General features: G+C 42.2%; 24 protein-coding genes. All 24 read right to left on the bottom strand.

The genetic code is table 11. The features are described from left to right. Nucleotides 1-21 precede the first annotated feature (21 nt). Nucleotides 22-993 (bottom strand): hypothetical protein, encoded by a 972-nt coding sequence (locus Q0R52_RS23610; protein ID WP_295799450.1) that lies wholly within the window; start codon nt 991-993, stop codon nt 22-24. Then, nucleotides 986-1,840, bottom strand: coding sequence for a hypothetical protein (locus tag Q0R52_RS23605; RefSeq protein ID WP_295799447.1), 855 nt, complete (start codon nt 1,838-1,840; stop codon nt 986-988). The genes Q0R52_RS23610 and Q0R52_RS23605 overlap by 8 nt, the downstream gene beginning before the upstream one ends. Next, a complete protein-coding gene (locus tag Q0R52_RS23600; protein WP_295799444.1) occupies nt 1,837-2,820 on the bottom strand; it encodes a glycosyltransferase family 2 protein in 984 nt (327 codons plus the stop codon). Before Q0R52_RS23600 ends, Q0R52_RS23605 begins: the two co-directional genes overlap by 4 nt. After that, complete coding sequence (locus Q0R52_RS23595) at nt 2,820-3,824, bottom strand: glycosyltransferase family 10 (RefSeq protein ID WP_295799442.1); 1,005 nt, start codon at nt 3,822-3,824, stop codon at nt 2,820-2,822. Before Q0R52_RS23595 ends, Q0R52_RS23600 begins: the two co-directional genes overlap by 1 nt. Then, a complete protein-coding gene (locus tag Q0R52_RS23590) occupies nt 3,825-4,721 on the bottom strand; it encodes a glycosyltransferase (RefSeq protein WP_295799439.1) in 897 nt (298 codons plus the stop codon). It abuts the gene before it with no gap. 4 nt (nt 4,722-4,725) lie between these two features. Continuing rightward, nucleotides 4,726-5,217 (bottom strand): DapH/DapD/GlmU-related protein, encoded by a 492-nt coding sequence (locus tag Q0R52_RS23585; protein WP_295799436.1) that lies wholly within the window; start codon nt 5,215-5,217, stop codon nt 4,726-4,728. Further along, the gene (locus tag Q0R52_RS23580; RefSeq protein ID WP_295799435.1) at nt 5,178-6,122 is read right to left on the bottom strand and encodes a hypothetical protein; all 945 of its coding nucleotides are present in this window, start codon (nt 6,120-6,122) and stop codon (nt 5,178-5,180) included. The genes Q0R52_RS23585 and Q0R52_RS23580 overlap by 40 nt, the downstream gene beginning before the upstream one ends. Nucleotides 6,123-6,130: 8 nt before the next feature. Continuing rightward, nucleotides 6,131-6,829: a methyltransferase domain-containing protein gene (locus tag Q0R52_RS23575; RefSeq protein WP_295799431.1), complete on the bottom strand. Its 699-nt coding sequence runs from the start codon at nt 6,827-6,829 to the stop codon at nt 6,131-6,133. Between the two features lie 27 nt (nt 6,830-6,856). Further along, nucleotides 6,857-7,603 (bottom strand): glycosyltransferase, encoded by a 747-nt coding sequence (locus Q0R52_RS23570; RefSeq protein ID WP_295799428.1) that lies wholly within the window; start codon nt 7,601-7,603, stop codon nt 6,857-6,859. Nucleotides 7,604-7,608: 5 nt separating this feature from the next. Further along, nucleotides 7,609-8,490, bottom strand: coding sequence for a glycosyltransferase (locus tag Q0R52_RS23565; RefSeq protein WP_295799425.1), 882 nt, complete (start codon nt 8,488-8,490; stop codon nt 7,609-7,611). Then, nucleotides 8,490-9,671 carry a glycosyltransferase family 4 protein gene (locus tag Q0R52_RS23560; RefSeq protein WP_295799421.1) on the bottom strand — a complete coding sequence of 394 codons (1,182 nt, stop codon included), beginning with the start codon at nt 9,669-9,671 and terminating at the stop codon, nt 8,490-8,492. Before Q0R52_RS23560 ends, Q0R52_RS23565 begins: the two co-directional genes overlap by 1 nt. Then, entirely contained in the window at nt 9,672-10,256 is a 585-nt protein-coding gene (locus Q0R52_RS23555; RefSeq protein WP_295799416.1) for an acyltransferase, read from the bottom strand. An 8-nt stretch (nt 10,257-10,264) separates the two neighbouring features. After that, nucleotides 10,265-11,203, bottom strand: coding sequence for a glycosyltransferase (locus Q0R52_RS23550; protein ID WP_295799415.1), 939 nt, complete (start codon nt 11,201-11,203; stop codon nt 10,265-10,267). Continuing rightward, on the bottom strand, nt 11,196-12,077 hold the full coding sequence (locus Q0R52_RS23545) for an alpha-1,2-fucosyltransferase (protein ID WP_295799413.1): 882 nt from the start codon (nt 12,075-12,077) through the stop codon (nt 11,196-11,198). Before Q0R52_RS23545 ends, Q0R52_RS23550 begins: the two co-directional genes overlap by 8 nt. Then, entirely contained in the window at nt 12,070-12,717 is a 648-nt protein-coding gene (locus Q0R52_RS23540; protein ID WP_295799411.1) for a CatB-related O-acetyltransferase, read from the bottom strand. The genes Q0R52_RS23545 and Q0R52_RS23540 overlap by 8 nt, the downstream gene beginning before the upstream one ends. Nucleotides 12,718-12,743: 26 nt before the next feature. Continuing rightward, nucleotides 12,744-13,712 (bottom strand): glycosyltransferase family 2 protein, encoded by a 969-nt coding sequence (locus tag Q0R52_RS23535; protein WP_295799408.1) that lies wholly within the window; start codon nt 13,710-13,712, stop codon nt 12,744-12,746. Further along, nucleotides 13,696-14,346: an SDR family oxidoreductase gene (locus Q0R52_RS23530; RefSeq protein WP_295799407.1), complete on the bottom strand. Its 651-nt coding sequence runs from the start codon at nt 14,344-14,346 to the stop codon at nt 13,696-13,698. Before Q0R52_RS23530 ends, Q0R52_RS23535 begins: the two co-directional genes overlap by 17 nt. After that, nucleotides 14,346-14,882: a methyltransferase domain-containing protein gene (locus Q0R52_RS23525; RefSeq protein WP_295799404.1), complete on the bottom strand. Its 537-nt coding sequence runs from the start codon at nt 14,880-14,882 to the stop codon at nt 14,346-14,348. The genes Q0R52_RS23530 and Q0R52_RS23525 overlap by 1 nt, the downstream gene beginning before the upstream one ends. Continuing rightward, entirely contained in the window at nt 14,879-15,973 is a 1,095-nt protein-coding gene (locus Q0R52_RS23520) for an FAD-dependent oxidoreductase (protein ID WP_295799401.1), read from the bottom strand. The genes Q0R52_RS23525 and Q0R52_RS23520 overlap by 4 nt, the downstream gene beginning before the upstream one ends. Next, nucleotides 15,970-17,271: an ABC transporter ATP-binding protein gene (locus tag Q0R52_RS23515; RefSeq protein WP_295799398.1), complete on the bottom strand. Its 1,302-nt coding sequence runs from the start codon at nt 17,269-17,271 to the stop codon at nt 15,970-15,972. Before Q0R52_RS23515 ends, Q0R52_RS23520 begins: the two co-directional genes overlap by 4 nt. A gap of 75 nt (nt 17,272-17,346) precedes the next feature. Further along, nucleotides 17,347-18,210, bottom strand: coding sequence for an ABC transporter permease (locus tag Q0R52_RS23510; protein WP_295799395.1), 864 nt, complete (start codon nt 18,208-18,210; stop codon nt 17,347-17,349). Continuing rightward, entirely contained in the window at nt 18,203-19,324 is a 1,122-nt protein-coding gene (locus Q0R52_RS23505) for a glycosyltransferase family 4 protein (protein ID WP_295799392.1), read from the bottom strand. The genes Q0R52_RS23510 and Q0R52_RS23505 overlap by 8 nt, the downstream gene beginning before the upstream one ends. Beyond that, complete coding sequence (gene asnB, locus Q0R52_RS23500) at nt 19,317-21,104, bottom strand: asparagine synthase (glutamine-hydrolyzing) (protein WP_295799389.1); 1,788 nt, start codon at nt 21,102-21,104, stop codon at nt 19,317-19,319. Before asnB ends, Q0R52_RS23505 begins: the two co-directional genes overlap by 8 nt. 146 nt (nt 21,105-21,250) lie before the next feature. After that, on the bottom strand, nt 21,251-21,766 hold the full coding sequence (locus Q0R52_RS23495; RefSeq protein WP_295799386.1) for a UpxY family transcription antiterminator: 516 nt from the start codon (nt 21,764-21,766) through the stop codon (nt 21,251-21,253). Nucleotides 21,767-21,773: the final 7 nt, after the last annotated feature.

Here is a 21,773-nt window from a genome sequence, read left to right as displayed (position 1 = left end):
GTGGCGATATTAAAAATGCATTTAAACCCGTTCAGATATTTTTATTTTTCGTACCCCTGCAAGCCTGTGATATAATGGCCTGAAGGTTTTTTTTATTTGTTCTTTTATCCTGGCCGGCGCTTCAATCTTTAGGATAGCTGCCAGTTCGGTGAGCCGGTTTAGCTTTTTCGCCAGTGCCTTTTTTAACCTGTAAACTTCGCGCAGGTAAGGGTAATGTAAAGTGTAGTAGCCGAGAAAATGCACTATAAGCGGCGAAACTGTTTTAAAGGGATACCAATCCTGGTGCAGAGGGCTAGGGTATGGTGGGTTGTTTAACGAGCGGACGCCATTTACCACATCAATTTCATATTTACCCTGGCAAGCCTGTAAGTCGCTCATTATCGTGGCATCATCAGGCACCGGTACCTGGCCGTGCAGTTGCATAGCCAAGGCCATTAACACCTCGTCGTTTGGTAACCCGCGTAAACGTAGAAAGCCTATCTTATCGTAATCCGTCTCAAGCTGCCGGGCGGTTTCGTAAACTTTCTTACTTGTTTCGCTTTTCTCGATATAGTATAGTCCGCCGTTGAATTTTGGAATATGCGGCACATCGAATTTCTTACAAACTGATCCAATATCGCCAAACCAATCGCCGGCGGAAATGTAGCCCCCGGTAACAGATACCGCAGCGCCTTTAAATTTTTCGAACACAATATCCAGCGGGCCAAATACCAGGCAATCGCTGTCAATAAACAGGGTTTTGCCATCGCTCACTAAGTTGTCGAGCTGCAATTTGGCCGAAAAGCCTTTGCCCAGCTGACCCGGCTCAACTTTAATTATCTGAATTTTTTCGATGACGTCAGCCGGCACAAATTGCGGCTGGTCTGTAACCAACTGGAATTGAATATCGCCGCCGCCGTGCCACCACAAAAACGACCGGGCCAGGTTTGCAGCCATATCAACAAATACCTTTTTGCCGGTAGCAATGGTTAATACATAGCGTTGCTCACTCATCCTTTTTAATGGTTTTTGCTGATGCGATCACCCTGAAACAGAATTCATAAATTTTATTATTGCCAAGCTGACCAATAGCCAGCCTGCAAAATGCCGAAACGAGTTTAAAAACCATTAACAGCCTGCGGGCAATTGACGGCACCGGGATAGTCATTAAATGGTTGCTCGTTTTTGTTTCCAGCGAATTTGTCATATGCCAGTTTCGCGGGGTGCTTTCCAGGAAACCCTCATGCGATATGGGCAGGTGGTCAACCGGGTCAGCCATCACACATTTAATGTTTTGTTTTTCGAATGTTTTTGACAGGAAGTTCTCAAATCCGTCTTCACCCAATTTGTCGCCTTTGGGTGCATGCTCCAATAATTGGAAGGCCTGCTGTAAATGCCCGGTATTGCAAAAACATGGGTTAGCCGAAAAACCGAAAGTGGTTTCATACAGGTTTTCGCCAAGCGGTTTAACTTTTGAAACAGCAACCAGCGGCCCGTCTTTGCTGAAAACTATCTCGGCCCAATCAGGATGGTCAGACAGGATTTGGGTATAATAAGGCGCATCTATGTTCCTGTGAAATGTCCAGTCGTCTTCCAGCCAAAAGAAGTAAGGGGTATCGATAAGCTTTAACGCTTTTGATATACTATGCGCATAGCCCCTCCTTTTGGTGTACTGCAAAATAACGTCGGGGTTTATTTGCGCAATTGCTGCCGGGTCTACCTGGCCATCAATGGCTAAAATTACTTTTTGAAACTTATAGCCGCATGCCGCCGAAAATGACTGAAAGGTCTTAACCAGCAGGTGCTCCCGGCTTTCGCAGGTAAATATTACTAAAGTTACGCCCGCCGCAGCTACAGTCATTTAGTTTTATGTTTTAAATATTGAAGGTATTTTACCGCTTTCCAGCCTGTAATTTTTGATAAAAGCAAAGGCAGCCCGTTTTTATAGGGGTTATATTTATAATCCGGCGCCAATTCTTCGGCTTTTTGTTGGGCTGTTAAACTTAAATCTTTAAAATATGGGTAGCAGCTAAATGCGTTTTCCCATAACATCAGGCTAAATATTCGCGTTACTATCGGTTCATCCGTTCTTGCCAAAAGATATTGCGCTTTAAGTAAAGTCGATTTTAAAATATTGCTGCTTGCTTCATGGCTGCGGTGAGCACTCCAGCTGTCGCCGGTAATAAATTTCCGGTAGTAGTTTGTGCTGGTCGCCACATATTTTACACCTTTCGACGCCAGCAGCACCCTGCAAAAAAACTCACCGTCATCATCGGGGTTGCGCATCTCGTTCCACCAGCCGGCTTTGTTAATCAGGGACATTGGTGTTAGCCATGCATTAGGCTGTATCATACCACCATATTGGGGACCAACAATGGCACCGCCATATAGCTTAGTCAAAAAGTCGACAGGGTTATCTGAACCTCCAATATACCACTCGTCAATTTTGGCGCCGCTGAAAGGATCATCCCCATCCTGAAAATGCACGGTTCCACATAAGCCAACATAGCCTGGCGAATTAAGCAGCACTTCCATTTGTGCAGCTATCTTATCTTCACTCAGCAAATCATCGGCATCTAAAAATTGTATGTACTCTCCTTTTGCCTCTTTTAAGCCTATATTTCGCGCCGCGCTCGCCCCTTTGTTTACACCAGTAATTACCCTGAAGTTTTCACCTGCAAATTGCTTTGCTATAGCGAGGGAATTATCGGTTGACCCATCATCAACGACAATAATTTCCTTGTTTGTCCAGGTTTGATTTAAAGCCGATTGCATGGTAGCTGCAATATATTTTTCGGCATTATACAGGGGGATAATAATTGACACTAACGGCTTATCCATTATTTTCCTGAGAAAATTTCTATCCACCGTTCTCTCAATGAAAAATTGACAGGCGGAATATTATTATGAAACCAGGGCTGGTTCAGGGTGGCCATATATTTATCAGGATCTTTGTCCAGCATAATTATCTGGTCGATGAGATCGCTGAAATCCAGGTTTTTAAACTGCAGCCTCATTTTTAAATTTTTGCCGATGGATTTCAATTTTCGTTGCACCCTGTCCTTCGGCGATTTATAAAACATCGGCCTGATATCGACAAAATTCAGTTGCGATTTTTTTTCTAAAAATTGCACCAGGGCCTGGTTGCCGGTATGGATATAATCGTTTGCGAAAACAAAACTTTTGGTATTAAATATCTCGCCAACCAGTGGATCGCCGCAATATATCGGCAGACTTTGGCATTGCATAGCATCATAAAGTTTCTCGGTTTGGTAGCCGGGGTAAACATAACTTTCAAATGCTATTGTAAATTTATATTCGGACAAAAACTGGTGTTTAACAGCCCACTTACCGCCTTTGTACAGGCTATCGACAGAAGGCATGTTATTCATGCTTTTGCCGGGGGCATCCACCTTTTTGTATTTCGACAGTTGCCTGAAAAACTCCTCGCGGTACTGTACCGGGTGCGAATAAAAGAAGTTACAGAATTTGGTTTTGGAGGCCAGTATCTTTTCAGCATCCCAGTCTTTCTTTACAAGGTCCTCTGGGTCTAAATTATGCCACTGGATGCGTTTATATTTATAGTTGTTTATTTCTTTTTCTGTTGGGATGCCAAATGCCCATTCACATGCATCCAAATCGGGGGTAATGTTTTCGCAAAAATAGCCTATCCGTTTATAGGGGCCCGGCTTGGGGATATCATTACCGTAAGGGCCAAAAAATATAAAATCAGGCTCCTCGGTTTCAATAAACTCGAATTTATCCAGCACTATGTTAAGCACCTCTTTAATCACCCCCTCAAGCGCTGGTCCGTTTTGAAATTTTATTTTTATCTGTTGTTTCACTTATGCAATAAAAATAAAATCGTCCCGCCGGTTATAGTCCTCAACTTCTTCATACAATTTATTGTAAAGGGCACCCAGCTCATCTTCCGCAGGCAATTGTGGCGTATCATTGAGGCTGTTCGCCGCCTTGTAGTTGATGGCCTTTCCTACTGCAATTTTAAATTCCGAGAAAAGCGAAATATCAGCCCGGTCGCCCTCGTAGCCATATTTTGTTTTACCAATCAGCCCTTCTTTTTTCAGCCGGGCCGCATTTGTTTGCGAACTCACGTTGCCGGGGGTACTTACCGATAACGCATTATAGCCCGTGTAGTAAGCAATATTGGCTTTAAGATACGAACAACGCAATGAGTACTCCCAGTCCATCATGGCAAATTGCGTGTCAAACAATCCCAAATAGCTCAATGCGCTTTTGCGTATCAGCATATGCACATCGGTGAATGTAAAGCAAGTGGTTTTGCCGTCTTTCCAATCCTGGTATTGTTTAAGGCGGCTTGCAATATGTATGTTTTCGGGTTTAGTAATATCCGTTGCCAGGCAATGCGAAATACAAATATCAACCGCCGGGTTTGCCAGCATAAAGTGCTTGCATTTGTTTATTGCGGTATAACAATGCACGTCGTCGTCAATTATTTTTTTGATGATCTCGCCTTTAGCCAGCATAAATGCTTTGTTCCACGCGTGCGACTGGTTGCGGTCGGGCTCCGAAATAAATTGCTGTATTTTTCCCTGTTCGAATAGCCCCTGAAGATATTCTTTCGCGCCATCGGTGCTGTTGCCGTCAACCACTACAATTTCCTCGTCATCCTGCATTGCAGCAATTAGCTTTGGCAACGTTATTTTGAGAAAATTCAGCCGGTTGCGTGTGGCTAGTATGTATGTCAGCTTTATGGCTTTCACCTGATTATACGCTATGATTTTTAATGATTTTTGCCGGCACGCCGGCAACTGTAACATTTGCCGGAACATCCCTATTTACCACGGCACCTGCACCTATTATTGAGTTATCACCAATAGTTACTCCCGGCAATATTACGGCATGACTGCCAATCCACACATTGCTTCCAATATTTACAGCCAGGGTTTCAATACTGTTCCTGTAAGGCGAAACGTCCGGGTTGTGCGTAACACTGTTGATAGATGCGTGCGATGCTATCAAACAATCGTTGCCGATATTAATGCCGCCATGTCCCCACATATGTACAAAGGCGTTGATTGATACGTTATTGCCGATTGAAATATGTTCGGGCCCTTCAAAGCAAACAGGAAATTGGATCGAGGTGTTAGCGCCGCAATGCTGCAGCGTTTTTTTAAAGCGGCTAACTTTAATACGGTTTATAAACCTGTTGTATTTTTTCAGCTGGTTTTTAAGTTTCGTAACGAACCAATTAGCCATCTTAAACTTCTGAATGGTAAGTGAATAAACAAGTTAACAACCTGCGTCGCAATATTTGGTTGGATATGATTTTTATAAAGCCGCAAAAGTAAAACTTGCGAGCGATATATATATGAGTTAAGGTTAGTCCCGCCGAAATGGATGATCACGGGCGAGTAATCTCCCTCGGGATACCAGGGCCGGTGCCTCGGCTCGCCTTTCGGCGGGTTTTTTAGCACTATGATTCCCTTTAGCACATTCAATTTGCGGGGATGTGGATCGGTATACAAATCTGTCATATAACGCCCGTCATCGGGTATGGGTGTTTCACCATGCTTAACCATGGCAATTGCTATCAAACCTTCCTCGTTGACCCACTTATTGTTTATCCGCCTGAAACCCAGCCTGTCGTATTCAGGAATAATACTGCGCGCGGCTTCAAATATTTCTGTGGTTTTTTTACTTTTTGCCAGGTAGTATAATCCGCCGTTAAACCGGGGCAGCTGTTTTATACCAAATTCCTTTTCAATAGTGGCCGCCTGCGCATCGCCGACCCACCTGGCGGCGTCGACCATCGTTCCGGCAACTGAAACATGTTTGTCAGCGCACGCACTGAATATTGGCTGCAGATTGCCAAAGCATAAACAATCCGAGTCGATAAACAAGGATTGCTTCGTTTGTTGATATTCATCTATATAAAGCTTTATTCCAATTCCCAATGCCGCGTGTTCTTCTTTCGCTCTTATTACCGACACATTTTTCTGCAACCTTGCGGGAATACTGAATTCAAGGTTTGAAACGATAAAGATTTTAATATCATTATGCAGCAACACCGATTCGGCGCAATTAAAAGCGAATTGCACATATTTAAGGTTATTGGTGGCAAAGGTTATGATAGAATAGTTTTCGTCAAAAATATGTTTCAAGTCTGATCCTACTTTATAGCCTCCACGTATAAACTCTCCGGTTTTCTTACTTCCTTATCGATCTTCAACACGGGGTCTTTCGACTCAAGAAAAGCCATTTTATACACTTCCGAAAATCCTGCTTTAAGCAGGCTAAGTTTCATTGTCTCAAAGTCCCATGCATATTTGTGCTCCCCGCTTTGCCTGAACACCTCGTTTATCAACTGCATTTTTGTTTGATACTTAATACCCATCGATAAGTCGTTTAAATCATCATCCAGCGGGCGGGTTTGTTTTAGGTAATCCCAGCCCGGCTGTACATACCCGATGAGATATTTCTCGGCATCGGGAACAACAATTCTCATCACGCCGCCTTTTTGCATAGCCCGGTGGCAGTCTTTTAAAAAGAAAGGCACTTCAGTTTCATATTCAAGGTGCTCAAAAAAATGCTCGGTAAACAGGCCTTTTACAGAATTATCGCCAAAGGGGATTGATTTGCTGCAATTAAACCGGTAAGTAACATTTTCATGATTGCCCAGGTCGACATTTGTCCAGCCCTTTAACCCCCCGCTCCCGCAACCCACGTTGGCGTATAAATCTCGTTGATTACTTAGTTCCCGTATTACAGCCTTCGCGCTCAATTTTACTTTCAGGCCATATAAATATGTGCCGATAGCTAAATTAACTTTGGGGATAAAAGGGAAAATGGCGTACAGTTTTTTTTTCATTTGTTTTGATGTCAGCGTTGGGAGGCCCTAAGACTTTCTCAAAAGCATTTTTAATTTAAATAACATAGTTTCAAGCTTCAGCCTTATATACGAGTGATGATGCCATTTGTAGCTAAAGTAAAACCTGGGAATTTGAGTAAGCCTGTTGTGTTCATTTTCGTCGAGGTTTTTTAGCGATTCGCTTCCCAGGTGGGTAACGAACGATGACGAAATGAGAGAATTCTTAACGCCGAACTTTTCGAGTGTTTTTAAATAATCATGGTCACAATACCAAAAAACAAAATTTTCGTCGAGCAAGCCTATGGTATCAAATATCTCCCTTTTCACAAAAATGCACCAGCCTATTAACACACCGTAATATCCTTCCAACGGCGGGGCATTTTCAGGAAAGCCTTCCTGGGTATGAAAATTGCGGCAATAGGGCGTGGCGCTCAACATGGCGGCATCGTCGTCCATTGCTTTTACTATTTCTGAAGCCCAATTTTTATGAAAAATTAAATCGTTATTACACAGGCAAACGTAAGGGCTATTAGTTTGATTAATGCCGATGTTTAGATATTTATGAAAGCCGAACTCTTCCTTTGGATAAATGGTGGTGGAGTTTTCAAACTGGTAAGGCTGCAAACTTTTTTCCGATTCAATAACCAATACATTAAACTTAATCTTTTCCGGGTCTTCCGAAGCGATCAGTGTATCGATGGTCTGAATGGTTAAGCCTTTAAGGTATTCACTCTTGGCATAGCTTAATATAAGGATGTCAATATTAACCGGCATATCTGTTAGTTTTTGCCATAATTAGCAATCTTGGTGAAATATTTGTAGATATAAAAAGGGGTTTGATAATAAAAATACGCTCTCCAAAATCTTGCCAGCTGTTTGGCAGCTACTTTATAAGCGTCCTTTTTTGCAATACCATTTCGCAACAACGCATCCAGATATTCATTTAAAGTCCGCAATTCAAATTTACAGATTTGTATGTAGCTAAATTGAATACAGCGTACAGGCAACACCTTCTTCCATTTCTGCTGCAATAGCAATGCATTGTCGAGCCAGTCCCTGTTTGTGCTGCCCATCGAAAAATGTTGTATCCATACATCAAATACGCAATACAATTTATAACCCAGCTGATGTACCTGCAGGCAAATATCAATGTCGTAAAAATGAAACCCGTTGAAATGAGCATCGTCAAATTTTATTTTTTCGAACAGCACCCGCCGTATGCAAATCCAGACCCCATCCAGCACTACGCATTCATTTTTCTCTGCTTTATGTGGATAGTAATGAATATGGGGTGTAATAACTCCGTCGTTATTGCTTACCGTTACCTCGTTTCTTGCTTTACTGCTCCACCAGGCACCAGGCATGGCCGGAAAATACGGGCTGCCGGCGATGCCTATCGCGCCAGTATTTTCATCAATAAAATGGGCGACAACTTTTGCGCCCCAATTTGGTGTATGGAAAGCAATATCATCATGCATAAAGCACAAATAAGGATATTTGCTTTTTTGCGCCCCCAGGTTATACGCACTGAATATGCTGTAACGGTTATCCGAATTATCAATCACAACAATTTCGTATTCAACACCAATGGTCTTTGCAATATTTTCTTTCAATGATGGCGGTATATCGCTTGCCCTTGCGCAAATTATTAACGAAAGCATTATGCTACAGCCGGGCTTGTCAACTTATCAATCTGTTTATAAATGGCCGGCGCTACCTGATCAATACTGTAGTTATTTACTACCAGTTCATTTCCTTTAATACCCATCTGCTTTGCGGCATCGCTATCGCGGCTAAGCTGATAAACCAGTTCTGCCAGTTTGGTTATGTTTAAATACGGGGCAAGCAGCCCGGCACCCTGGGTTACAAATTCAGGTATACCCCCGCTGTTTTCGAATGCAATAACCGGTTTCTTTAAAAACGCAGCCTCCAGCACTATCAACGGGAACGGGTCCTCGCGCGACAAAAGCACAAAAACATCGAACAAATTAATATAGTTAAGCGGGTCGGGTTTATTTGATATAAACAGCAGCTTATCATCAACGCCACATTTAACTGCATCGTACCTGAGTAGTTTTGCCCATTCGTCGCCGGCATCAGCTCCCAGCCAGGCTATTTTAAAATCGAAACCCGGATACAGTTCCGTTAGTTTTAAAACCAGGAGGATAATCAGGTCGGTACCTTTTCGCCATGATGGCGCACCGCCCGTACCAATTACAAACTGCCCCTTATCAATGCCCGATACTGCCTGCAAATCATTATTAAATGCAGGCGTTACATCAGTATCAATAAACTCGTAATGGAGGCTGATTTTTTCAGACACTACATTAAACGATGCCATTAAATGCGTTTTTACTGCACCCGACACCGCAATAACTCCGTCAGTGAGCGCCAGGTTTTCTTCGATATAAGCATTAGTAAAAAAATACCCGGTAGCATACGACAGTTCGTGGATGCAGCAAAGGGTTTTAATACCGTGGTTTTCTTTAAATATGGTCAACCATGGCAGGCTCACAATGGTATTGCCATATACCAGGCTATACTTATTTTTTGCCAGCGTGGCCGCTGCTTTTTTGTATTCGTCGTTCAGCGTTGTTTTACGCAGCTTTCTTTTTATGCGCGATTGATAGCTGTGCTGCCGCGTAAGCTTACTCAAAACGAACGTTTCTGCAAGCGTTTCAAAATCACTTCTTAATGGGCCATCGGTTAATAATAATACATCAAACTGCAAGTCCGTGTTTTTCTTAATCCATTTCAGCAGGTGCAATAGTACTATCGGCGCACCGCTGCGTGATGCCTCGTGGCTTATAAACAGAGTTTTATTTACCTGGGTTTTCGCCAATTATCCGGTATGATTTTGAATGATGTAATCCGCCTTAAACTTTAAAACAGTATTTGGCGGCACCGATTTATAAACAAGGTTATTGGCACCGATAATAACATTATCGCCTATGGTTACGCCTTTCAATATGGTCACATTACTGCCAATCCAGCAGTTTTTGCCGATGGTGATGGGCGCAGTTTTAAAGTTATGCCTGTCCACATCCAGCACATCGTTCGCATAGGTGTAGGTATGGTTATGGTCGTACATCTTTACCCCTTCCCCAAACTGGGTGTTTTCGCCAATGCTGATTTTTTCGAGGCAGTTAATGGAGCAGTAATTGTTAAAAAAAACATTTGCGCCGATAGTTAATTCAGCTTTTGGCGCCAGTAAAATAGCGCAATACTTTTTAAAATGAACGCCCGTACCAAGCTTTAGAGCGAAGTTACCGGCAGGTATCGAGGCCGAAAAATATTCTTCTATTATAAGGCTGCCTCCAATGCTTATGTTGGGGTTATTGTATATTACCTTCAACTTATACCCCTCGTAAACCCGCTTAAGCTTTGTGATAATTTTACCGATCATGTCTTTCAGGGCCTGTCTCATCGTCAATATCAGGTCAGTATCCTATCCATTTTAAAAATCAATCTTACAGGGTAGTATGATTGTTTACCCAGCTTTTCCATAATAAAAGAGCCCCATTTCCTAAGGCCGCTGCCTGTAATATTATACATGCCATTGTTCAAAAACAGTGCCTCGTTAATTTTACCTGGCTTGATAAGGCTGCAAATGGTCCGGTTTATAAAACCTGTAACACGCTTAATATCTTCGGCCGGTAACAATTCCGGCTTAAAATTTTTAATAAAGATTGTCGCGTTAGCCAAGCTCATTAAACTATTGTCGTTCGACATATTGGCGGCATGCCTGCGGTAGTAGAACAGCTTTTCCTCCATTCCGTAAAACCCAACGCCCTGTAAGGCCAGTCGTAGCCAATAGTCCCAGTCTTCGCACGCGCGCAGTTTTTCGTCCTGCAGGCCCACTGTATCCAGTTCTTTTTTTTTTACCAGTACCGATAAAACAGGAATGTAATTACCCTGGTATTCCAATTTGTAAATATCGGCAGGCGCAAAGTAACCAGCAATGGTACCATAGGGTTGTGCCGTTTTTACGTCGTTATTATAATAGGTAAAGCCATCGCTAAAAACAACGCCCGCTGCGGGGTATTTTCCCGCGGCAACCAATTGCTTTTCCAGTTTCCCGGCGACCCAAAAATCATCGGCATCCAAAAATGCAACCCATTCGCCTTTTGCATTTGCTATCCCGGTGTTGCGCGCGGCGCTTAATTTTTTATTTTGCTGTTTTACCAGTCTAATTCTTGCATCGCCCGCAACATATCGCTCGGCAATGGCTTGGGTATCATCTGTCGAGCCATCGTTTACGATAATTAACTCCCAACCGGTAAAAGTTTGTTTGATAACCGAATCTACTGCCTCTGCAATAAATTGCCCCGCGTTAAAGGCAGGCATAATTACAGATACTAATGGTTCAGTCATTGGGTAGTTGTATCCAATTTTTAGGGATTAAATCCAAAGTATCTAAATTAGATACCTTTGCCGCAAACCAATTAGCGGGTGCAATAACCATCTTTTCACTACCTGGGTTAAGCCAGGCAGCCCACCAGCTAAAGCTACTATTAGCTATAATATGGTGGCGGCACTTGCTCATTAAGGCCATATCCTGCCAGCTGTCATCGCCCTCGTTATGTTGTACCAGTACTGCGTTATCGTCGGTGGCAATGAGGTTTTTGGCCACCCATTCTGCATCGTCCGAAAAAAAGTAGAATGTTGGGTTTGTTACCTTTTGCTTAATTAAAGCAATAGCCTTTTGGTAATAAGCAATTGAGCAAATGCCGTGCAATTCATTTGTACTTGCTGAGGTTACGTAGTCCCCCCGGCGCACGTGTATGCTAACCGGATGCTGTTGTTGCGCAATTTCGCCGGCAATTTTTTGGGATTGCGTGTTTAACGGCTTTTTGAAAGCAAAAGCACTTCTTATTTCGTTTTCTATCGAATTGAAATATTGCTCGCTTTGCCAAAAGCCTTCAAAGTATACTGGTGGAGTTATATCAAATACACTTTTGTCAAACCGCATCGTTTTTTCGCGGTATAGGGTATGCCTATCCAACCCGGCTTTTTTTAGTACCCTTTGCAATAAACCGGGACGAAAAAAACTATCGACAATTTTACGCTCAGCAATTTTTGTTTGGCCTCCGAAAACCTCCAGGGCATAGCTTCGCGGCGTAAGGCCGTGGTTTTGATTGTAAAAAGATAAATCGAGATACAATTGTGCGTTCATTTTTTTAGCAACTGATAAGCCAAATGCATATTGAAACATTTGGTTGCCAAGCCCGCCTTGTAGTTTAATCACCAACGGCTGCATGCTTTTTCATAAACAATTTAATATCGTGCAAATCCTTGAAATTATTTTTTAGCCAATCGTGCTCTTTATCCCACCATTTAAAATTTTCAAGAAATTCTATCTCGTCTTTTTCGAACCGGTATTTTATAACTTTTGCCGGTATCCCAACAGCAATGGCATACGCCGGGATATTATGCGTTACAACAGCCCCGGCGCCGACGATGGCTCCATTGCCTATTGTAATGTTATCCATAATAATCGCATTAACCCCAATCCAAACATCATTGCCTATTTTGGTTTCGCCCATTTCTGCAAAATAATTTTGATCGCTAAACGTCATGCCGTTTTGTTTGTTTAGGGAAAAGAAAGCGGGGTGCGTGCTTACAAATTCTGACGATGGGTGCATGCCCAAACTTATGCAAGCGCCCTGAGCAATAGAACAAAACTTACCAATCGCGGTATTCATTACCGATACGGCCGAGCTTAGATAAGTATAATCGCCAATGTTTGTATTATAAACGTAACAATCCTTACCTATAGCACAGTTGTGGCCCATAGTGCTGTTGTGAAAAGAGTAGTTTAACACGGGTTCCGGGTTGCACGTTGCCTCTGTTGATTTTTTAACCAATTTACCCAAAATTCTCTTCAAATAGCTTTTTAACGACATGCAAGTATTTAACTAAGCGTGTTTTGCCTTCTCATTTTAGAAAATATGTTATAGCCCCTCAGGTAAACATTAATACAAAGCAGATCATAATAGAAAAGCGCTATTTTCTTTATTACAGCAAGGTATATGCTGACTTTTTGGGGAAAGTCCAGCCCCGAGTTTCGGATAACGGCAAAATGGCTGTAAAGATAGTCGCTCCATTTTTTCTTCAGGTACCGCAATCCGCCAAAATTTACTTTTATAAATAACAGGTTTTTTAACCTTGGGACATGCGTCTCCTGTATATAACCCTTAACAGGTGTATATGTGCATGTACGCAGTAGCTGGGGTACAACAACCAGTTCGCCCTGCAGTAATACTGCCAGGTTAATCAGCATATCCCCTGGCAAATCGCCTTTTTTTAAAATATCAATTACCTGTTGCGAGCGTAATACGCTGGTTTTAAATATGGCATAAAAAAGATTTGCCTTACCGAAACCTTCAAACTGGTTTATATAATTTTTCACCCGCTTAACATCATTACCGGTAACAAATTCCTGTAACAGGGGCAGATGGTTTGGGTACGATGTAATCCTGTTATTGTCCTCATCAACCTCCATAAAATCGCAGAACCCGGCAACGGCCGCAGGGTTGGCAAGCAGCGACGCTATTATTTTTTCAATAAACTCAGGCGCCCACCAGTCGTCGTCAGCGGCCCACATAAAATATTGGCCATTTGCCTTTTCAAGCAAAAAGCAAAAATTGTTATACATTGATAACCGCTTTGGTTGTTTATAAAATGTTATTCTTTCGTCGTGGGCCGCGCTGGCAATAGGGCCGAAATCAAGCGTTTCATTAAAATCCTGCGAAATAATTATTTCAAGATTTTTATATGTTTGGTTGGTTATGCATTGTAAAGTGTGCTTAAAACCCTCTTCTCGGTTATAGCAGCAAATGCCAACGGTTACCAAAGGCTGATGATTAATTGTATCCGCCATCTATTTCAATATCTGCCCTGTTTATGCTTTTATTATTTATCAGTTCGGCTACAATGTTTATTACATCTTCAACCTTAATAAATTCATCATTAAACATCCTGCCGGCATGTTTCTGCCTGAAATCTTCCGTCATATTATTAAAAACCGGCGAATTTTCAACAAGGCCCAATGAAACAACATTAAACCTTAGTTGATTATAGGCATTTGCCAAACTATGCATCAGGCCAATTAACCCGGCTTTGGCGCTTCCATATGCAGGGTCATAGCTGCCTTTCTTTTTGGCGACTGACGATATAAATAATACCAATGCGCCTTCACTTAATTTGCCGGCCAAATTTTTTATGAGCAGCGTGGGGGTAACAAGGTTTACCTTCAACATCCTTGAAAAATGTTCAACGTCAATATCTTTTGCGCCAACCGACGGGTTTAACCCCTGGAAAAATAACACAGCTTTATAATTGCCATTTAGTTTATTGTTTATACTTTCGGTATCATCGCTTTCAAAGTCGAAATTCAGCTGTTTGGTTTGGTCGTTGCGGTAAACGTTATGTATGGCGTAGGCATCTTTGTATTTGTCATTAAAGGCTTTCGCCAAAAAGCTGTTGCCGCCAAAAATCAAAACATCTTCCTTCATTATTTTATCATGGTGGCTACCAGTGCCTGCGCGCCTTTATTAAATATTTTCACAACAGTGCAGTCTTTTAAGCCAATCATATCTGCAATACGTATTAGTTTTTGTTTGGTATAGCCGTTATAATGAAACTGCCCATCACCGTTTTGATTGCCAAAAAAGTGGGTGGTTATCATTCCCCAGCGCTGCTCAACCGACCGGCCGTTGCCAAAGTAATGATCTTTGGCACCTACTTTATAAAACTCCTTAAACGAGTCTTCAGCTTCTAAAAACTGTTTGCATAACCATTCCATATCCGGCGTTTCTGTTACCAGCTTTCCACCGGGCTTTAATACCCTTGCACATTCCCGCCAAAACCTTTCTTCGTCCTTAAACCCTATGTGCTCCACCAAATGTTCTGATAAAATTTCGTCGACAGAGTCATCGGCATAAGGCAAATTAAATATATCCAGCTTTTCCACACCCGGAAAGTCAACATACTTGTCAATATTAATATACCCTTCTTTAACGTTTTTGCCCGAGCCTAAGTGGAGTTTCATATTTTTGCCCTTTTTAATTTTTGTTTGCCTTGCAGTATATGCTTAATTTCTAGTGCCACCTGTATACAGGTTGTAACCTTGCCTGATAGTACCGAAAAGTAATTTTTCACTTCCGGGTAAACATGTAGTTCGGTTATACGCGCGTCATCGCAGTTTTCATAAACCAACCTGGTGGTTTTATTATACCCTGCGTGTACTGCGTCGTTTAAAAACGGCATAAACAATGCAGATTGTTGGTAAATGACACTTTCCGCATCCTTGTCTAAAATATCGCTTATCCCAAAACCGGGGTTATTAATTGCCAGCTGCGATTGGGTAACAGACTGCCTCACATGGTAAAGCAGGAATTCGTTTTTTACCCTGCCCCGTGGCATTACTGAGCAGAACGGCCCGTCCATAATTGTTAAGCCCTTTGCCGGTGTAGGGTATCTAAAAACCGGGATAATCACATTTTCAAAAAGCAGCCTTTTCTGCTCAACCCCAAGGTATTTATTTATTTTATTGATGTTTGAATAAGTAGTGTTTATTACAACGTCGTAATGCTTTACTGCATTGTTAAATGTTGCTTCAAAGGTTTTATCAGGCAGCTGTTTTAGGTTAGTGCATTCGGTGCCCAGCAGCAGGTTGATTTTAGATTTTTTCAGATTGCTTTTAATGATTTTCTTTAATCTTTCGTAGTCCCAAACCGGTTCGGGTACTTTAAAGCATTCTTCAATTTTATCCCTGTTTAAGAATTTACTATCAGGATATTCGTTATCGTAACCAATACCAACATTGTCGCAAAAGCTAACAAATTCGGCAGGCGTGGTTTTGCTCCCTTCCCTTGCAATGGCATAGTAATTGGGCAATTGATGAATTACTGATTTACCATAATTAAATAAAAATGACAACAGGCCCTCGATGCTTTGTTCGGCTGTTTGGATGCTGCGCAAATAATGGTAGCCAAGGTGTATCCGGTTATGGTTAACCCTTGATGCTAATTGCATAATATCGCTTTCAGCCTCAATCAAATCAATTTGGTTATTTTTATCAGCCAATATATTGGCTGCTGATGTGCCAAAAAGACCCGCACCTATAATCAAAATTCTCATCGCCCTGTAAAATCAGCTTTCCAGTTAAACAATGGTCTAATTACCCCTCCATAGCTACCGGCATACTCACCCCTGGCCGAGTCGCCATCCATGCTGTCTTTTACTAAAAACGAGATAGAATCTTCGGCATAGGCGTGCAGCTCAAAGGGGTCGGAGGTGATGACCGCCGGACTGATTTTCACTTTGCCTTCTGAAAAGAAATTGCCGGGTATCAACATTTCCGCAGTATATCTGCCTTTTTTTCGCACCGAGTTGCTGCTCCAGGCAGAGTTAACATCATGCGAGTCAAATAGACGTATGCCGTGCTCATTATAAAAAACAAACGCATGGGTTAATTTAACATCGTCAACCAATACATCATACTCCATTTTAATTATCACAGGTTTCCGGATGTCGATATACTCATACACCTCGTAGCTTTCATCAAATACCCCGGCACTTAGAATACGGGCAACGCCGTTCCCCGGGGCATTACCAATTTCCCATTGCATGAAGGAGGTTGATACTTCGTCGGTGCTCAAATAGTTGGTGATAATTTTATGAGTTGCGTCATGGTCTATCAGCAGGCCGTTCCGCAATAGCATTGATGAGCTGCAAAGGCGCGTTATGGCAGTTAAGTTATGGCTCACAAACAGTACTGTTCTTCCCTCGCCTTTACTTACATCGCCCATTTTGCCGAGGCACTTTTTCTGGAACTCGGCGTCGCCAACCGCCAGCACCTCATCAACAATCATAATCTCGCTTTCAAGATGTGCGGCAACAGCAAAAGCCAACCGTACGTACATACCCGATGAATAGCGTTTAACCGGGGTATCCACATAACGCTCAACACCCGAAAAATCAACAATCTCGTCAAACTTTCTTTTAATTTCAGCTTTGCGCATGCCTAGTATGGCGCCGTTTAAATAAATGTTTTCCCGGCCGCTTAATTCGGGATGAAAGCCGGTACCAACTTCTAACAAGCTGGCTATGCGCCCCTTTAATTTTGCCGAGCCCGTTGTAGGGGCCGTAACCCTGCTTAAAATTTTAAGCAGCGTACTTTTGCCAGCGCCATTTCGCCCTATAATACCTACTGCGTCGCCCTGTTGAATTTCAAAGTTTATATCTTTCAGGCTCCAAACCACATCACTTTCACCTTTAACAGCGCGGTCATTTACCTCACCTATTTTTAAAAAAGGATCTTCTTTCCCCCGCATTTTTGCCCAAAAGCGCTCCAGGTCGCGGCTAATGGTGCCTGTACCGATATCGCCTAACTGGTAAGCTTTTGATAAATTTTCAACCTTAATTACTACGGACATTAAAATTTATTAAATGTGAGGTGTTCCAACTGTTCCAAAGTGTTCCAGGCTGTTCCACATGTTTCGTGGAACACTTTATACGGTATCGATAAAATTGCGCTCAACCCGGTTAAAAACGATGATACCTAATAGCATAATTACTATCGTGATAATAGTTGTTATAGCTAATGACAGCATAGTAAAAGTACCCTGCCCCAAAAAGCCGTACCTGAATGCCTCAATAATTGATGTCATGGGGTTGTATTCCACCATCCATTGATAATGCGGGTATTTCTGTTTTACTGTTGACAGCGGGTAAATAACGGTGGTTAAATACATCATCAGTTGTATACCAAAGGTGATCAGGAATGTCAAATCACGGTACTTAGTGGTCATCGCCGAAATTATCATGCCCAGCCCCAGGCCCAGCATTGCCATCAAAATCAGCAAGAACGGAAATAGTAACAGGTATGCATTAGGGTGAAAGGAAGCGCCCTTAACCCAATAAATTATCATCATTAAAACAAATAAGGCCATTTGCACCCCAAATCGGATTAGGTTTGATACCACGATGCTTAACGGCACAATAAGTCGTGGAAAATACACTTTGCCAAATAGCCCCGCATTTGCAGTAAACACGCTGGAGGTTTTGGTAAGGCAGTCGGCAAAGTAATTCCACGCGGTAATGCCGGCTAAATAAAACAGCGGCTGCGGAAGCCCGTCCGTTGATATATTGGCAAGGCTGCCAAATACAAACGTGTAAATAATGGTAGTAAACAGCGGCTGTATAAAAAACCACAATGGGCCCAATATAGTTTGCTTGTAAAATGATACAAAATCGCGCCGCACCAGCAACACAAGGAGGTCGCGGTAATGCCATACATCCTTCAGCTTTAAATCAAGCAGGTTGTTTTCGGCGGTTAATTCAATATCCCACTTGTCGGGAGGTGCTTCAATCATTAGTCAACATTTTTTCAAGCCTGTTTATGTATTCGGTTTCATTAAAGTGCCGCAAGCATTCCTGCTGCAAGTGCTGCCGTTTTGCGGTAGTTAGCGGGCAATTTAAATACTCTGTTATCGCGTTTTCTAACTCGGGCAAATCGTCGGTATTTACTGCCGTCCCAAGTTCACCGTTACAAATGGCATCTACACTTCCATCGGCATTACCGCAAATAACAGGTAAGCCACAAGCCATCGCTTCAATAAAAACAATTCCAAACCCCTCCTTTTTACTTGGTAAAACAAAAAGGTCGGCCAGTAAAAAATAATCCGGAATTTCTTCCTCGGCAATAAAACCGGTAAGTATTACCTGCTCCTCAACCTTGGCCTCACTTATAAGCTTCTGTATCCGGATTTCTTCTTTATGGTCATATTGGCCGGCAAGAATATACTTTATCCCCGGGTATTTATCTTTCAATCTACTTATAACTTTTATAACCTGGTCGTGCCCTTTATACTGCTCAGTCGATGCCAGGCGCGTCAGCGTAAAAATAACAGGAGTAGTACTTAGTAATCGGTACCTGTTTAACAGCCTGTCGGGTTTTGTAAACGTTTCCGGTAATTTAATAAAAGGGTCAACTGCATTGTTAAGCACTTCGCATAACTCAGCGTCGGTTTTATGCCGTTTTATCATCTGCTGCTTTGTAAAGTCGCTTACACATATAATTTTATCACATCGCCTTAAAAAAGCATTTTTTAATACTGACAACGGACGCCATACTTCAATGCCGTGCGCAATCAACCATATCTTACATTTAGGATTAATAATTTTTATAAGCAGGCCAACAAGGGCAAGATTAATGTGGCTGATAATAATAACGTCGGGTTTTTTGGCCCCGGTTATAGTTTTTAATACAAACGCCATACGGTTAGTGCCAAAGCCGGTAAACTTTTCTGCGGGCAGGTATTGCGGCATTAAATCACTATCAGAATCATATGCCGACCAAAGGCAGAAGTCCCAGTTTTTACGCAAGGCAAGTAAATGCAGTGAATGGGCAAGCGTCCGTGTCATTTTTTGGATGCCGCCGGTAGTGCTGAATGTTTGCAACGAAAACAGGATTACCCTTTTAATCATTCAATTGAATTTGGTACAGGGCGAATATTTTTGACCAATGCAACTGGCCTTTTTTAAATTTTTTAACCACATCTTGCGCCAATTTTCCTTTATATAAATTGGCATTACTTATTTCTGTATGCTTGCTCATCCACTCCTGCAAAGGAAAGGTGAAGCCCATTTTGGGCCTGTTCCAAATAGTCTCGGGCAGCAGGCCATTGAAGCTATCAATTAACAGCTTTTTGGGTTGATGCTGGTTAAATCTTATCTCGGGCGAAATGCTGTTTACCAGGCACTGAAAATCTTCGTCTAAAAACGGCACCCTTACTTCAAGTCCGTGACTCATGCTCAGCACATCGGTATCACGCAGCAATTGGTTTTGCATATAGATGTTGGTTTCAAACCAGGCGGCGTGTTCTTTATCATAAGGCCCCAAATCGGGTATTAAATTTTCACCAAACAAAATTTCATTAACCTGCCTTACGTCTGCGTCAAGTATTCTGGCAATATCGTCAGGAACAAACAGCCCGCGCAACAAAAGATAATCAGCCAACGGATGATTGTGTTTTAGAAAGGAAATTTTCCGGTACCTATCGGCGCCGAGGAGGTTGGTTGCGCCAAGTAAAGCAGCCGGTATTTTTCGAAGATATTGCAGGTATCCGATCCTGTTAAATGATGGGTAGCCGCCAAAAAGCTCGTCCGCTCCAACGCCCGACAGCACTGCCTTTAAGTCATCCTGGCGTGCGTACTTGCTTATAAACCAAGTATTAATGCCATCAGTAGTTGGCATATCCATATCCGAAATTATGTGCGGAAAGTTCGATTCAAAATCGGCCTGTTGTACCAGATGTGCAAGCTTTTCGCCCTTCAGTTTACCCAATACTGTGTTCTGATAAACACGCTCATCATAGTTTTTCTCATTAAAATAAATAGAAATTGTTTTGAGATGTTCGGTTTCTTCATTCGCCAGTAGCGAAATCAGGCTTGAATCAATCCCTCCGCTCAAAAAAACCCCTAAAGGCGCGTCAGATATAAGCTGGCGCTTTATTGCTTTTTTTAGGCAGTCATGAATTTGCTGCCGCGCTGTCTCAATGTCTGTTATATACGCGGTTACCTGTTGAGTATTGATATATGAATTTATCGTGAAGCTATTTTCCTCATGTTTCCAGGCTAAAAAGTGTCCCTTTTCCAGGCTGAATACATCCTTTAAAGTTGTATATGGTTCTGGTATATGGCCGAGGGCCAAGAATCTTACCGGCCACGTTTGGTCGGGTCCAATTGTGGGGTTTGCTGCTTTAATGGCTTTAATTTCTGATGCAAAAATCAACTGCCTGTTAGCCGCATGGTAATAAAGTGGTTTTATCCCCGTCGAATCTCTAACCAGGTAAGTTACTGCTTTATCTACATCATATAGCGCAAATGCAAACATGCCACGCAACATCGCAAACGCTGCTGTGCCCCAATGCAAATATGCCATTAAAATAACTTCGGTGTCGCTCTCCGAATGGAATTGCACACCTAACTTTAATAGTTCCCTTTTTAAGTCGGGATAATTATAAATTTCGCCGTTAAAAGTAATCCAGGCTCGCTTTTGCATATCTGCCATCGGCTGATGGCCATTCTGGCTCAAATCAATTATTGAAAGGCGGCGGTGGCCAAAAGCCATATTTACCTTCTCTGCTAAAAATATGCCTTCATCTTCCGGCCCGCCATGTTTCAATGCATTGCACATTATCTGTACGCTGTTACTAATCTCGGCAGTTGAAAGCTGTTTTGAAATTATTCCGGCAATCCTGCACATAGGTTATATTTATTCATAGCTTCGCTTCGTAAGTCACAATTTAAAATTGAAACTTATTATCAATCAGGTGTTTAAGTATTATTACTAAGATGTATTCCGGCTAAAAACCGAAATATCAACCAGTACGTAACGTTATAGTATCTGCTTTAAAATCTTTCAAGTAAAGATGATGCCACATAAACCACTATGGAATAACCCAGGTTTTCAAGGCGCAATGCCAATTGTTTTTGTGAGCGATATGATATTATTTCGCCCGTGAGCCCTTTAAGCGGGCCCGCTTTAATTACAATTTTCTCCCCTGGCTGCAAATGCTCCGCGGTAACCTCCAACTCATAGGGGCTTGCCATCAATAGTTTAAGTTCATCAATCTGCCGGTCGGGCATTGATGCTATCCTGCCCGAAAAATATATAAACCGGGCTATGCCTTTTGTCATTAATACTTCTGTTTGTTCGTGCTCATTTATCCGCACAAACAAGTACGATTTAATAAAGGGTTCTTCAACCCATTTTTTCCTGTCGCTCCACTGCTTAAGTTGGCGGTGTAACGGCAGGTAGGTTTCAATGCCTTTGCTCACTAATGCCTGGCAAGCTTGTTTTTCGGCACGTGGATTAGTATAAACCGGGTACCATTTGGCGGTATCTTTATTTGTTAATAAAGTCATACTTTAT

The organism is Mucilaginibacter sp. (assembly GCF_025359345.1).
In the GTDB taxonomy this organism is placed as follows: Bacteria; Bacteroidota; Bacteroidia; order Sphingobacteriales; family Sphingobacteriaceae; genus Mucilaginibacter.
The sequence above is the reverse complement of the archived record's forward strand: the minus strand, read 5'-3'. Positions and strand labels throughout refer to the sequence as shown.